This window comes from Nocardioides sp. (assembly GCF_035703625.1).
Lineage (GTDB): Bacteria > Actinomycetota > Actinomycetes > Propionibacteriales > Nocardioidaceae > Nocardioides.
This window is the reverse complement of sequence record NZ_DASSXS010000137.1, coordinates 1-13,081: the sequence shown is the minus strand read 5'-3', so window position 1 is coordinate 13,081 and position 13,081 is coordinate 1. Positions and strand designations below refer to the sequence as shown.

At 71.9% G+C, this 13,081-nt stretch carries 12 protein-coding genes; 8 read left to right on the top strand and 4 right to left on the bottom strand.

Features of this window, described 5'->3' with window-relative positions:
* The 5 genes from VFN12_RS06685 to VFN12_RS06665 form a co-directional block, all read left to right on the top strand.
* Nucleotides 1-570: AIR synthase-related protein (locus VFN12_RS06685; RefSeq protein WP_325117837.1), on the top strand; the 570-nt coding region annotated here is incomplete at its 5' end.
* Between the two features lie 121 nt (nucleotides 571-691).
* Complete coding sequence (locus VFN12_RS06680; RefSeq protein WP_325117836.1) at nucleotides 692-1,444, top strand: alpha/beta hydrolase; 753 nt, start codon at nucleotides 692-694, stop codon at nucleotides 1,442-1,444.
* Between the two features lie 199 nt (nucleotides 1,445-1,643).
* Complete coding sequence (locus VFN12_RS06675) at nucleotides 1,644-2,006, top strand: sterol carrier family protein (protein ID WP_325117835.1); 363 nt, start codon at nucleotides 1,644-1,646, stop codon at nucleotides 2,004-2,006.
* Nucleotides 2,003-2,905 (top strand): 2-hydroxyacid dehydrogenase, encoded by a 903-nt coding sequence (locus tag VFN12_RS06670; RefSeq protein ID WP_325117834.1) that lies wholly within the window; start codon nucleotides 2,003-2,005, stop codon nucleotides 2,903-2,905. The genes VFN12_RS06675 and VFN12_RS06670 overlap by 4 nt, the downstream gene beginning before the upstream one ends.
* A 47-nt stretch (nucleotides 2,906-2,952) precedes the next feature.
* Complete coding sequence (locus VFN12_RS06665; protein WP_325117833.1) at nucleotides 2,953-4,293, top strand: dipeptidase; 1,341 nt, start codon at nucleotides 2,953-2,955, stop codon at nucleotides 4,291-4,293.
* A gap of 76 nt (nucleotides 4,294-4,369) precedes the next feature.
* Here the strand turns inward: VFN12_RS06665 and rocD are convergent, their stop codons facing one another.
* Both rocD and VFN12_RS06655 read right to left on the bottom strand, forming a co-directional pair.
* Nucleotides 4,370-5,611, bottom strand: a complete 1,242-nt coding sequence (rocD, locus tag VFN12_RS06660; protein WP_325117832.1) for an ornithine--oxo-acid transaminase — start codon at nucleotides 5,609-5,611, stop codon at nucleotides 4,370-4,372.
* Nucleotides 5,612-5,692: 81 nt separating this feature from the next.
* Nucleotides 5,693-7,489: a HAMP domain-containing sensor histidine kinase gene (locus VFN12_RS06655; protein WP_325117831.1), complete on the bottom strand. Its 1,797-nt coding sequence runs from the start codon at nucleotides 7,487-7,489 to the stop codon at nucleotides 5,693-5,695.
* 174 nt (nucleotides 7,490-7,663) lie between these two features.
* Between VFN12_RS06655 and purF the strand changes: the two genes are divergently transcribed.
* From purF to VFN12_RS06640, 3 genes are all read left to right on the top strand, one after another.
* On the top strand, nucleotides 7,664-9,193 hold the full coding sequence (gene purF, locus VFN12_RS06650; protein ID WP_325117830.1) for an amidophosphoribosyltransferase: 1,530 nt from the start codon (nucleotides 7,664-7,666) through the stop codon (nucleotides 9,191-9,193).
* A 10-nt stretch (nucleotides 9,194-9,203) separates the two neighbouring features.
* Nucleotides 9,204-10,292 (top strand): phosphoribosylformylglycinamidine cyclo-ligase, encoded by a 1,089-nt coding sequence (purM, locus tag VFN12_RS06645; RefSeq protein ID WP_325117829.1) that lies wholly within the window; start codon nucleotides 9,204-9,206, stop codon nucleotides 10,290-10,292.
* Between the two features lie 187 nt (nucleotides 10,293-10,479).
* Nucleotides 10,480-10,662: a DUF3073 domain-containing protein gene (locus tag VFN12_RS06640; RefSeq protein ID WP_325117828.1), complete on the top strand. Its 183-nt coding sequence runs from the start codon at nucleotides 10,480-10,482 to the stop codon at nucleotides 10,660-10,662.
* 186 nt (nucleotides 10,663-10,848) lie between these two features.
* On the opposite strand, the gene VFN12_RS06635 is transcribed toward VFN12_RS06640, so the two are convergent.
* Together VFN12_RS06635 and VFN12_RS06630 are read right to left on the bottom strand one after the other, a co-directional pair.
* Entirely contained in the window at nucleotides 10,849-11,937 is a 1,089-nt protein-coding gene (locus VFN12_RS06635) for a Glu/Leu/Phe/Val family dehydrogenase (RefSeq protein WP_325117827.1), read from the bottom strand.
* Nucleotides 11,938-12,109: 172 nt separating this feature from the next.
* On the bottom strand, nucleotides 12,110-13,081 hold a 972-nt coding region (locus VFN12_RS06630; protein WP_325117826.1), incomplete at its 5' end, for a S8 family serine peptidase.

The window sequence follows — 13,081 nt, the reverse complement described above, 5'->3', positions numbered from 1 at the left end:
GAGGTGGCGATCCTGCCCACGCCCGTCGTCGCCGTCCTCGGGGTCATCGACGACGTCACCCGCCGGACGCCGTCGTGGTTCGTCGCGCCCGACGAGCAGGTCTTCCTGCTCGGCGAGACGCGCGAGGAGCTGTCGGGGTCGGAGTGGGCCCACGTCGTGCACGGTCATCTCGGTGGCCTGCCGCCCCAGGTCGACCTGGCCGCCGAGAAGGCGCTGGCCGCGCTGCTGGCCGACGCGGTCGGACTGGTGACCTCGGCCCACGACCTGTCCGACGGCGGGCTGGCGCAGGCGCTGGTCGAGGCGGCGCTGCGCGCCGACATCGGGGTGACGGTCACGCTGCCGGGCGACGCCTTCCTGGGCCTGTTCGCCGAGTCGGCCGCCCGGGCCATCGTCACCGTGCCGGAGGCCCTCGCCGACTCGCTCTCCGACCTCGCCGCGCGCCGCGGCGTACCCCTCGCGAGGATCGGGACCACCGGCGGCCAGGACCTGGTCGTGGAGGGTGAGTTCCGGGTGAGGTTGTCCGAGGTCAGGGAGGCGTGGTCGACCACGCTGCCCTCGGCGCTCGGGTGACCGGGTCGTGTGCCCTGCCGTGCGCCGGGGCGCACTCTCGGGCACACGACCCACCCGGCGCAGTGTGCTGGCCCTCGGCCTGGCGGGAATCGCGGCGGCTTCGTGCGGGGAGGACCCTCCTTTGAACACCTCAGACCGGACGATCCGCTACGGCGACGACCCCAGCCAGTTCGCCGAGATCTACCACCCGTCCGGCGCTTCCCGGGGCGTGGTCGTGGTGATCCACGGCGGCTTCTGGAAGGCGCAGTACGACGCGTCGCTCGGCCGCCCGCTCGCCAGGAGCCTGGCGCGGGAGGGCTGGACGGCCTGGAACCTCGAGTACCGCCGCGTCGGCCCGGCTGGATCGGGGGGAGGCGGGGGTGTGCCGGAGACCCTCGACGACGTGGCGGCCGGTATCGACGCCCTCGCCGACGTCGAGGGGCTCGACACGTCGAAGGTGATCACCCTCGGCCACTCGGCCGGCGGGCACCTCGCCACCTGGGCGCCGTCGCGCGGGCGCTTCGAGCAGTGGCAGCCGGAGCGCGTCCCCGTCACGGGGGTCGTCTCCCAGGCCGGTGTCCTGGACCTGCGGTCGGCCTACGAGCAGGACCTGGGTGATGGCGCGGTCGAGGCGTTCCTGGGCCACCCGCCCGGACCCGCCGACGACCCGGTGGAGCCGATCCGTCAGGTCCCGCTCTCCGGCGTCCCGGTCCGCTGCGTCCATGGTCGCGACGACACGGTCGTGCCGCTGAGCCAGTCCGAGTCGTACGTCGCCGTGGCGACCGGCGCGGGTGGCGACGCGCAGCTGCTCGAGGTCGAGGGAGGCCACTTCGTCCTGATCGACCCCGACAGCCGGGCCTGGGCGCGCACCCTGGCGCTGCTCGACACCTTCTGACCCGCGAGTCGGCGCATCTGCAAGCGTCTGGAGCGTCGAGTCGGCGCTGCTGCAAGCGCCCGGACGGCTGAGTCGGCGCAGATGCACACGGTCGATATGGACTCGGTAGGTGGTGTCGTTGCACCTGCGCCGACTCGGGCGGTGGGGTCGTTGCACGTGCGCCGACTCGGCAGGTGGGGGTCCGGTTAGGCTCGGATTCGTGCCTGCCCGACTGAGCCCTGCCGACCCGGAGGCGGTGGCCGAGACGCTGGCCCGGCCGGAGTGGGCTCCGGCCGACCTCAAGCTCCTCACCCGGCACTTCCTGGCCCTGCTCGCCGACCGTGCCCCCGGGAGGTCGGTCGAGGTGCGCGTCCCGCCGTACGCCGCTGCCCAGGTGGTCGAGGGCGTGCGGCACACGCGGGGCACGCCGCCGGCGGTGGTCGAGACCGACCCGCAGACCTGGATCGCCCTCGCCACCGGCGGGCTCGACTGGGCCGCCGCGGTCGACGAGGGCCGGGTCCGGGCCTCCGGCGAGCGGACCGACCTGTCGGCGTACCTCCCGCTCGTCGACACGACCCCATGATCGTCGCGCTGCCCACCGAGGAGCTCCGGGAGGCCGTGGGGCCCGTCGAGGGCGTGGAGTACGTCGTCTGGGACGGCACCGGCCTCCCGCCGCGTGCCGACGAGGTGGAGGTGCTCGTCCCCGACTACCGCTCCACGATCCGCGCCATGCAGCGCCTGCCCGAGCTGCCCGCCCTCCGCGTGGTGCAGACCCAGCTCGCGGGTTACGACGGCCAGCTCGAGCTCCTGCCCCAGGGGGTGAGGCTGGCCAACGCCTCGGGCGTGCACGACGACGCGACCGCCGAGCACGCCGTCGGGCTGACGCTGGCGGTCCTGCGCGGGATCCCGGAGGCGGTGCGCAGCCACGGTCACTGGACGAACCTCTGGGGCCGCCGCTCGCTGGCCGACTCGCGGGTGCTGGTCCTCGGCTACGGCTCGATCGGCCACGCGGTGGCCGAGCGCCTGGTGCCCATGCGCGCCCGGATCACCGCCGTCGCGTCCAGCCCTCGCGAGGACCCGCTCGCGGGCGAGGTCCACGGTGTCGACGAGCTCGCCGACCTGCTCGGCGAGCAGGACGTGGTGATCGTGCTGCTCCCGCTGAGCGACCGGACCCGAGGCTTCGTGGGGGAGACCGTCCTGTCCGCGCTGCCCGACGGCGCCGTCGTCGTCAACGTGGCTCGCGGGGGCGTGCTCGACACCGACGCGGTGCTGCGGCACGCGGGACGGCTGCGGTTCGCCCTCGACGTCACCGACCCCGAGCCACTACCGGACGAGCACCCGCTCTGGTCGGCTCCCGACGTCCTCGTCACGCCCCACGTCGCCGGCGGCACCAGCGCCATGCTGCCCCGGATGGCCGGCCTGCTCCGGGACCAGCTCGAACGGCTGGTAGCCGGTCGCCCGCTGCGCAACGTGGTCTCCTGAGCCGGCCCCGGACCACCGCGGCCGAGCCGCTGGATAGGTTGGCGGACATGAGCGACCAGATCCACTCCTCGGTCCAGTCCGTCCTCCCCGGGATCCGCCGCGACCTCGAGGACCTGGTGCGCATCGAGTCGGTGAGCGCCGACCCTGCCCGCGCTTCTGAGGTGCAGCGCAGCGCCGAGGCGGTGGCCGAGCTGTTCCGGGCCGAGAACTTCGAGACCGTCGACATCGTCAGCGCGGACGGCGGAGCGCCCGCGGTCATCGCCCACAAGCCCGGGCCGGCGGGGGCGCCGACCGTGCTGCTCTACGCCCACCACGACGTCCAGCCCGAGAACGACCACGCCGAGTGGGACTCCCCGCCGTTCGAGCCGACCGAGCGCGGCGACCGCCTCTACGGGCGCGGCGCCGCCGACGACAAGGCCGGGATCGCCGCCCACCTGGGCGCGTTGCGCGTCTTCGGCGACGACCTTCCGGTGAGCGTCACCATGTTCATCGAGGGCGAGGAGGAGGTCGGCTCCGACACCCTCCCCGCGCTGCTCCAGGAGCACCGGGCGCGGCTGCAGGCCGACGTCATCGTCATCGCCGACTCCGGCAACTGGGACATCGGCGTTCCCGCGCTCACCACCAGCCTTCGCGGGCTGGTCCGGGCCGACATCGAGGTCCGCACCCTCACCCACGCGGTGCACTCCGGCATGTGGGGCGGGCTGGTCCCCGACGCGCTGATGGCGCTCAGCCGGCTCATCGCCTCCCTCCACGACGACGCCGGCAACGTCGCCGTCGACGGCCTGCACCACGGTCCGGCGGCCGACGTGGAGTACCCCGAGGACCGTCTCCGCGCCGAGTCGGGCGCCGCCCCGGGCATCCGGTGGATCGGTGACGGCTCGGTCGTCGAACGACTCTGGACCCGGCCCTCGCTCAGCATCACCGGCCTCGACGCCCCCAAGGTCGACGGCGCGAGCAACACCCTCGTCCCCAGCGCCCGGGCGAAGATCTCGATGCGGATCGCGCCCGGAGACACCACCGACAACGGTGTCGCCTGCCTGCGCCGTCACCTCGAGGAGCGGGTCCCGTGGGGGGCCGAGCTGACGTTCACGGTCGTCGACACCGGCGAGGCCACCCAGATCGACGCCACCGGACCGGCGTACGACGCCGCGCGCGCAGCGTTCGCCGAGGCCTGGGACGGCACCGAGCCGGTCGACATGGGGGTCGGCGGATCGATCCCGTTCATCGCCGAGTTCCTCGAGGCGTTCCCGCAGGCCAGCGTCCTGGTCACCGGTGTCGAGGACCCAGACACCCGGGCCCACGGCGCCAACGAGGGACTCCACCTCGCCGAGTTCGAGCGGGTGGTCCTCGCCGAGGCGCTGCTGCTGCGCAACCTCGGCCGCTCCTGATCCCGGATAGTCCCGAACGGAACGGTTGCCGACACGCCGATGGCGGCCGCGATTTCGTGAGGGACTATCCGGCCGGTCAGCCGGTGCAGATCGAGCGGAAGGCGTGGATCAGCAGGTCGAGGTCCTCCTCGGTCGCCACCAGCGGCGGTGCGAGGCGGACCGTCTGACCGTGCGCCTCCTTGGCGAGGATCCCGTGCTCGAGGAGCTGCTCGCAGAAGTGGCGCCCGCTGGTGAGCTCGTCACTGATGTCGACGCCGGCCCACAACCCGCGCGAGCGCACCGCGTCGACGCCCTCGCCGACCAGCCCCTCCAGGCCGCGCGTCAGGTGGGCGCCCAGCCGGGTCGCCCGCTCCTGGTACTCGCCGGTCTTCAGCATCGACACGACTTCGCGGCCGATGGCCGCCGCCAGCGGGTTGCCACCGAACGTCGAGCCGTGGGTGCCGGGGGTGATCACCGACAGCACGTCGCCGTCCGCGGCGATCGCCGAGACCGGGTAGAGGCCGCCGCCGAGCGCCTTGCCGAGGATGTAGATGTCCGGGACGACGTCCTCGTGGTCGCAGGCGAACGTGCGCCCGGTGCGCGCGAGGCCGGACTGGATCTCGTCGGCGACCATCAGGACCTCTGAGCGGTTGCACAGCGCGCGTACCTCGTGCAGGTAGCCCTCCGGCGGGATGATCACGCCGCTCTCGCCCTGGATCGGCTCGAGCAGCACCGCCACGGTCGTGTCGTCGATGGCCTCCTCGAGCGCCGCGAAGTCGCCGTACGGCACCACCTTGAAACCAGGCGTGTACGGCGCGTAGAACGCGGTCGCCGCCGAGTCGGTCGAGAACGACACGATCGTCGTGGTCCGGCCGTGGAAGTTTCCCTCCATCGCCACGATGGTGGCCTGGTTCTCCGGGACGCCCTTGACCAGGTAGCCCCACTTGCGGCTCACCTTGATGGCCGTCTCGACCGCCTCGGCGCCGGAGTTCATCGGCAGCACCATCTCCTTGCCGGTGAGTCCGGCGAGGTCATGGGCGAACGGCCCGAGCTGGTCGTTGTAGAACGCCCGGCTGGTCAGGGTGAGCCTGGACATCTGCTCGTGGGCGCGCGCCAGCAGGCCCGGGTGACCGTGCCCGAAGTTGAGGGCGGAGTATCCGGCGAGGCAGTCCAGGTAACGCCGGCCGTCCACGTCGGTCACCCAGGCGCCCTCACCGGTCGCGAGCACGACGCGCAGCGGGTGGTAGTTGTGCGCCGCGAAGTCCTCGGTGAGCGCGATGTGGCGCAGCGTCTCCCCGTCCAGGCCGGCGGGGGTGGTGATGTCGTGGGGCGTCGTCATGCGGCTCAAACTCTCACCGATGGGTCAGGATCCACAACACCAGCGGCCGGTGGCCGCACGGGAACGCCGGAGGTCGAGTCCTCAGTTTGGGGCGGCCGGCAGTTCCACCGTGAAGGTGCTGCCCTTGCCGAGCTCGGAGTCCACGGTGATCCTGCCCTCGTGCCGGTGCACGATGCGCTGCACGATGGCGAGGCCGAGACCGGTGCCCGGCTGGGAGTAGGCCTCGGGGTTGGCGGACCGGAAGAACTCGCTGAACAGCTGCTCCTGGTCCTGCTGCGAGATGCCGATGCCTTCGTCGGCGCAGGCGAAGATCACCCGGTCACCGAGCTGGTCGAGCGTGACGGTGATGGACCGTCCGGCCGGGGTGTACTTCACCGCGTTGCTGATCAGGTTGGCGCAGACGCGGTCCAGCTCGTCGTGGTCACCCAGCGCGAGCACCGGCCCCCTGGGGGTGACCACCCGGACGGCGAGCTCCTTGTTGCGGGCGGAGACGGCGTTGACGTCGAGCACGTCCTCCAGGACCGCGTGCAGGTCGACGGGAACCGCCACGACCGGAGTGGTGGGGTCGTCGACCCGGGACAGCAGCAGCAGGTCGTTGATCACCCGGCTCAGGCGCCCGGAGGCTCGGTTCATCGCGGCGACCGAGCTGAGGGCGAGCGGGTCGAGGTCCGGGATCTGCTCGAGCATCTCGAGGTGGCCCGCGATGGAGGTGAGGGGGTTCTTCAGCTCGTGCGACACCGTCGCGATCAGCTGGCTCTTGTAGATGTCGAGAGCCCGCAGCTCCTGCACGAGCTCGTGCTCGCGCTCGAAGGTGCGGGCGTTGAGGATCGCCCGGCCGAGGTCGTGCCCGAGGTCGAGCGCCGCGGACATCTCCACCTCGGTCCAGTCGGGGCGGCCGGCGTCCCGTGTCAGCACCATGTTGCCGAGGCACTCGGTGCCGGCGCCCAGGGGCGCGAAGAGCGCGGACGAGACACCGATGCCGTGGAGGAAGTCGAGGACCATGTCGCGCTCGGGCGGATCCAGCTCGGAGGAGGTCGGTCGCCCGGCGGCCACGACCTCCGCCTTCTGGGTGGACCAGCAGCGGTGCGCGGCCCGCTCGGCGAGCTGCATCAGGTCGTGCGGCATGCTGAGCCGGGAGCCGTCGCCGGCGTAGAGGATCCCGTCGCCGCCCCGCTCGTCGAAGGTCTCGATCCACATGCCGGTGGCGCCGAAGCCCTGCACCAGCGCCGGCTGGACGGCGGCGAGCAGCTTGTCGAGCGACAGCTGCGCGCTGGCACCCCGGACGATCGTCCGGGCCGCCGTGGCGAGGCGCATCTGCTCGGCGAGGCGTTCCCGCTCGACGGCCGTGACGACCGCCCGCCCGGCCTGGGCGGCGTACTTCTCCAGCATCCGGCGCTGCTCGGGCCCGGGCCGACGCCCGTCGATCGGGAGGTCGATGGCCATCGTGCCGAGCATCTCGCCGTCGGAGCCGTAGAGCGGAGCGATGAGCAGGTCGAGCGGGTGCCAGGCGTCGGGGATGTCGAGGGGCTCGATGTCGGGGACCCACCCGGTGGCCAGGACCTCGTCGTTGAGCCGCTCGTGCGGGACGAACTGCATCAGGCCCCAGCTGTCGGCCTTGTCGAGCTCGGCCTGGAGGGTGTCGATCGGGGTGCGGGTGCCGTGGATCTGAGCCCGCACCTCCTCGTCGCCGGCGACCGCGACGACCTCGAGCTGGTCGTTGCGCACGATGCTGATCACGGCGACGCCGAAGCCCACCAGCTCGGTGACGCCCTCGGCGATCAGCTGGAGACCCTCGCGGAAGACCGTCTGGGACCAGTTGTCCGCGAATGGCTGATCGAGCGCGCCAGGCACGCCGTCGTCGGCCATCCGTTCAGTCATCGTGTGAGCACCTCCCCCGAGAATCATGGTAAAGGTCGGCACCCTCCCTCACCGGAGAATCCTACGAGAAGTCCCCGCCCGGAGACCGCTCCCCGGACCGGCGAGCACGCTCGATGCAGGGGTGTCGGCCCGCCGATACCGGGACCCCCGAGGCGGGCACCTACACTCGGACGCGTGCCCTCCCAGCCCACGTCGCGCCGCGGTGGCGACGGCCGGCTCACCGCCGCCCTCGACCCCCAGGACCGGGGACCGCAGGACGCGTGCGGGGTCTTCGGTGTCTGGGCTCCCGGCGAGGACGTCGCCAAGCTCACCTACTTCGGGCTCTACGCGCTGCAGCACCGCGGCCAGGAGTCGGCGGGCATCGCGGTGAGCAACGGTCGCCAGATCCTGGTCTACAAGGACATGGGCCTGGTGTCCCAGGTGTTCGACGAGACCACCCTGGCCTCCCTCAAGGGGCACCTGGCGATCGGCCACGCCCGCTACTCCACGACGGGCTCGAGCAACTGGGACAACGCCCAGCCGACCTTCCGCCCCACGGCAGGTGGGTCGATCGCCCTCGGCCACAACGGCAACCTGATCAACACCTCCGAGCTGGCCACGATGGTCGCCGAGCTCCCGCGAGCCAGCGACGAGCTCGACATCCACGCCCGCAACCTGGAGTCCTCGACCAACGACACCGGGCTGGTCACCGCCCTCCTCGCGCGCCATCCCGACACCACGCTCGAGCAGCGCGCGTTGGAGGTCCTGCCGCGGCTCCGGGGCGCCTTCTCGTTCGTCTGGATGGACGAGAACACCCTGTACGCCGCCCGCGACCCCGAGGGGATCCGGCCGCTGGTCCTGGGACGGCTCGAGCGTGGCTGGGTCGTGGCCAGCGAGGACGCGGCGCTGGCGACCGTCGGCGCCAGCGTGGTCCGCGAGATCGAGCCCGGCGAGCTGGTCGCGATCGACGAGAACGGCCTGCGCACCCACCGGTTCGCCGAGGCCAGCCCCAAGGGCTGTGTGTTCGAGTACGTCTACCTGGCCCGCCCCGACGCCACGATCGCCGGCAGGAGCGTCCATGAGGCACGCGTCGAGATGGGTCGGCGACTCGCTCGTGAGTACCCCGTCGAGGCCGACCTGGTGATGCCGGTCCCCGAGTCGGGCACGCCGGCGGCAGCGGGCTACGCCGAGGAGAGCGGCATCCCCTTCGGCCAGGGCTTCGTCAAGAACGCCTACGTCGGCCGCACCTTCATCCAGCCCAGCCAGACCCTGCGCCAGCTCGGCATCCGCCTCAAGCTGAACGCGCTGGAGCACATGATCCGGGGCAAGCGGATCGTGGTCGTCGACGACTCCATCGTGCGGGGCAACACCCAACGTGCCCAGGTACGGATGCTCCGCGAGGCGGGTGCGCTCGAGGTGCACGTCCGCATCTCCAGCCCGCCGGTCAAGTGGCCCTGCTTCTACGGCATCGACTTCGCCACCCGCGCCGAGCTGATCGCCAACGGCCTCGACGGTGACGAGATCGCCGCCAGCGTGGGCGCCGACAGCCTCGGATACATCTCCCTCGACGGCATGGTCGAGGCCACCGCACAGCCGTCCGACCGCCTCTGCCAGGCCTGCTTCACCGGCGAGTACCCGATCGACCTCCCCGACGAGAGCCTGCTCGGCAAGCACCTCCTCGAGACCTCGATCACCTCCGAGGCACTGCCGCTCCCCAACCCGTAGGAGAACCACCGTGCCGCAGTCCCCGCCCGAGCCAGCCTCGACCGCCACCAGCTACGCGGCCGCGGGGGTCTCGATCGAGGCCGCCGACAAGGCGGTCGAGCTGATGAAGGGGTGGGTGGAGAAGGCCCGGCGGCCCGAGGTGATCGGCGGCATCGGTGGGTTCGCCGGTCTCTTCGACGCCTCGGTGCTGACGCGCTACGAGCGCCCCCTGCTCGCCACCTCCACCGACGGCGTCGGCACCAAGGTGGCGATCGCGCAGGCCATGGACGTCCACGACACGATCGGGTTCGACCTGGTCGGCATGGTCGTCGACGACCTCGTCGTCTGCGGGGCCGAGCCACTCTTCATGACCGACTACATCGCCACGGGTCGCGTCGTGCCCGAGCGGATCGCGGCCATCGTCAAGGGGATCGCGGAGGCCTGCGTGGCGGCCGGCTGCGCGCTGATCGGTGGCGAGACGGCCGAGCACCCCGGACTGCTCGGTCCCGACGAGTACGACGTGGCCGGCGCGACGACGGGCGTGGTCGAGGCCGACCGGCTGCTTGGCCCGGGACGGGTCCGTCCGGGCGACGTGGTGGTGGCGATGGAGGCCAGTGGGCTGCACTCCAACGGCTACTCGCTGGTGCGCCACGTCCTGCTCGAGAACGCCAGGTGGCCGCTGGAGGGACACGTGGAGGAGTTCGGCCGCCCGCTCGGCGAGGAGCTGCTCGAACCCACCCGCATCTACGCCACCTCGTGCCTCGACCTGGCGCGGCAGACCGGTGTCCACGCCATGGCGCACGTCACCGGGGGCGGGCTGGCGGCCAATCTCGCGAGGGTGCTGCCGGTGGAGGTCTCGGCGGTCGTGGACCGGTCGACGTGGACGCCCAAGCCGGTCTTCGACGTCGTACGACGCGTGGGGGGGCTCGAGCAGGCCGAGCTCGAGGCGACCCTCAACTGTGGGGTGGGCATGGTCGCCCTGCTCCCGGCCGACGACGTGCAGGCCGCCGTGGACCTGCTCGAGGCCCACGGCATCCGTGCCTGGGCGGCCGGCGAGATCCGCGCCGACGGTGACGGAGAGGGGCGGGTGTCGCTGGTGGGCCAGCACCCCGGCTGGTGACCCACCCGACGAGCCGTTCCCCGCGCCCCGGCGTCGCCCGGGACCCCGAGGAGAGGGAATTTTTCCGAATGGGCCGGGAGGTGGTGTGCGGGAACACCCAGGCAACAGGTAGCGTTGCCTCCACGAGAAACCTTTAGGACAGACCGGGGCCCGGAGCCCCGGCCAAGCGTGCGAGGGGGTCGACCCTATGGGGCGCGGCCGAGCCAAGGCCAAGCAGACGAAGGTCGCCCGCGACCTGAAGTACCGCACTCACGAGACGGACTTCGGGGCGCTGGCGCGAGAGCTGCACGGCGACAAGGACCGGAACGAGACCGAAGAGTCCGAGCAGGACGACGGCTACACGGACTACGCAGAACCTTCTCGCGACTGAGCAGCGGCGCGCGAGGCACGAGCGCGCCGCGTGGGCTCAGGAGGGTTGAGCAAGCCCGCGCCTGAGCAGGCGAAGGCGCGCTGGGCGCGTCGAAACCCGGTGAGGGCTGCAGGGCGGCGACCACAGTCGAGGCCCTGCCTGGGCTCACGGGGTTTCGAGGCTCAGGCCGCAGGCGGCCTTCGCACCTCAACCACCGGACAACCAGATCCCCCGCAGCCGGCCCACGTCGCGCATCCGCCGCTCGGCCAGCCGGTCGGCCGCGACCGCAGGGGGTACGCCGTCGCGCGCAGCCAGTTCGAACACGTTCCGCGTGGTGTCGAAGATCCCACTGGCCCGCTGCTCGGCACGCTCGAAGGAGAAGCCCTCGAGCTCGTCGGCGACCTGGATCAGCCCGCCCGAGTTCACGCAGTAGTCGGGCGCGTAGAGGATCCCGCGCTCCTCCAGCATCTTCTCGACACCGGGGTGGGCCAGCTGGTTGTTGGCGGCTCCGCAGACGATCCGGGCGGAGAGCACCTCGACGACCTCGTCGGTCAGCGCGCCGCCGAGGGCGCACGGGGCGTAGATGTCGAGGGCGGAGGCGACCAGCGCCTCGGTGGAGTCCACGACGGTCACCTGGGGGTACTCGTCGAGGACGCGCTCCACCGACGGCCGGTGGACGTCGGTCACGACCACGGTGGCGCCGTCCTCGATCAGGTGGCGCACCAGGTGGCGACCCACCTTGCCGACCCCGGCGACCCCGACCACCCGGCCGGCGACGGTCGGAACGCCCCAGGCGACCTCGGCCGCCGCCCGCATGCCCTCGAACGTGCCGTACGCCGTCAGCACCGAGCTGTCTCCGGCGCCCCCGTGGGCCACGGTGCGCCCGGTGACGTAGGAGCACTCACGGGCGACGTGGTCCATGTCCGGGGAGAAGGTGCCGACGTCGCAGGCGGTGTAGTAGCGGCCGCCGAGCGACTGGACGAAGCGTCCGTAGGCGCGCAGCAGCGCCTCGGACTTCAGGCTGGCGGGGTCGCCGATGATGACGGCCTTGCCGCCACCGAGGTCGAGCCCGGCCAGGGATGCCTTGTAGGACATCCCGCGGGAGAGGTTCAGGACGTCCTGCACCGCGTCGGCGGTGGAGGCGTAGGGGTAGAAGCGGGTGCCGCCCAGAGCCGGCCCGAGCGCCGTGGAGTGGATGGCGACGATGGCCCTCAGGCCGGTCGCGGCGTCGTTGCAGAAGACGACCTGCTCGTGCTCGGACCCGAGCTCGAACACGTCCACGGTCATATCGGACATGGGTGGCCCACTTTCTGTTCTCCGCCACGGGGTGAGTGGCTGCTCTCCGGTCCGCAGGGGTGGCGCGGCTCCGGACTACAAGCGTAGAGCGCGGTGCGGGTTACCACGAAGTCAGCACGCGACAGGGGGCCGGCCCCGTTCGGGACCGACCCCCTGTCGGGTCACGCGGTGATCAGTAGGTGCTCACGTCGAGCAGTCGTTCCTTGGTGTTGTCACCGTCGTCACTGTTGTTCCAGTCCAGCGTGCCGGAGGCCAGCAGGGCCGACTTGACGGCCGCGGGGGACGCCGTCGGGTGGGTCGCCTTGTAGAGGGCGGCGCCACCGGCCACGTGCGGGCTGGCCATCGACGTACCGCTGATCGTGTTGTAGCCGCCCAGCATCCAGGTCGAGTTGATGCAGACGCCGGGGGCGATGATGTCCACGTCGGAGCCGAAGTTGGAGAAGCTCGCGAACGTGTCGTCGACGTCCGAGCGGCAGGTGGACGGGGCGCCGCCGCCGGGCAGGCCGTTGAAGTCGGCGAGCGCGCTGACCGTGATCACCTCGTCGTAGGCCGCCGGGGTGGAGCTGGCCGCGTTCTCGGAGTCGTTGCCCGCGGCCACCGCGTAGGTGATGCCGGCGGCGACGGACTCGCAGATCGCCGCGTGCATCGCGTCGTCGTTGGAGGCGCCGCAGTTGCCGTCGTCGGTTCCCGACCCGCCGAGGCTCATGTTCGCGACCTCGATCTCCGAGGCGTGCGCGGTGACGTAGTCGATTCCGCAGATGACGTCGGAGTTCAGGCCGCTGCCGGCGTCGGTGAGGACCTTCACCGGCCAGATCCGGGCGCCCGGTGCCATGCCGACCACGCCGCTACCGTTGTCGATCGCACCGATCGTGCCGGAGACGTGGGTGCCGTGTCCGTGCAGGTCGTTGGCATTGATCGCTCCGATGGAGCAGTTCTTCGCACCGGCACGGTAGATGTTCAGGTCCGGGTGGGAGAGGTCGGCGCCGGTGTCGATGACGGCAACGTCGACGTTGACGCGCTGGTCCGAGCCGTTGATCGCGGCGGTGGGACTGGCGTCGGCGTTGGCGCGGTTGATGCCGGTGGGCGTGGTCTGGGCGTCGATGCTCACCGGCTTGTCGGCCTGCACCCACTGGACGCCCGGCAG

Excerpts from the sequence above, each read along its gene's own strand:
- VFN12_RS06670 (WP_325117834.1), top strand. The coding sequence starts at position 2,003 with ATGATCGTCGCGCTGCCCACCGAGGAGCTCCGGGAGGCCGTGGGGCCC.
- rocD (WP_325117832.1), bottom strand. The coding sequence starts at position 5,611 with ATGACGACGCCCCACGACATCACCACCCCCGCCGGCCTGGACGGGGAG.
- VFN12_RS06640 (WP_325117828.1), top strand. The coding sequence starts at position 10,480 with ATGGGGCGCGGCCGAGCCAAGGCCAAGCAGACGAAGGTCGCCCGCGAC.
- VFN12_RS06665 (WP_325117833.1), top strand. The coding sequence starts at position 2,953 with ATGAGCGACCAGATCCACTCCTCGGTCCAGTCCGTCCTCCCCGGGATC.
- VFN12_RS06655 (WP_325117831.1), bottom strand. The coding sequence starts at position 7,489 with ATGACTGAACGGATGGCCGACGACGGCGTGCCTGGCGCGCTCGATCAG.
- VFN12_RS06635 (WP_325117827.1), bottom strand. The coding sequence starts at position 11,937 with ATGTCCGATATGACCGTGGACGTGTTCGAGCTCGGGTCCGAGCACGAG.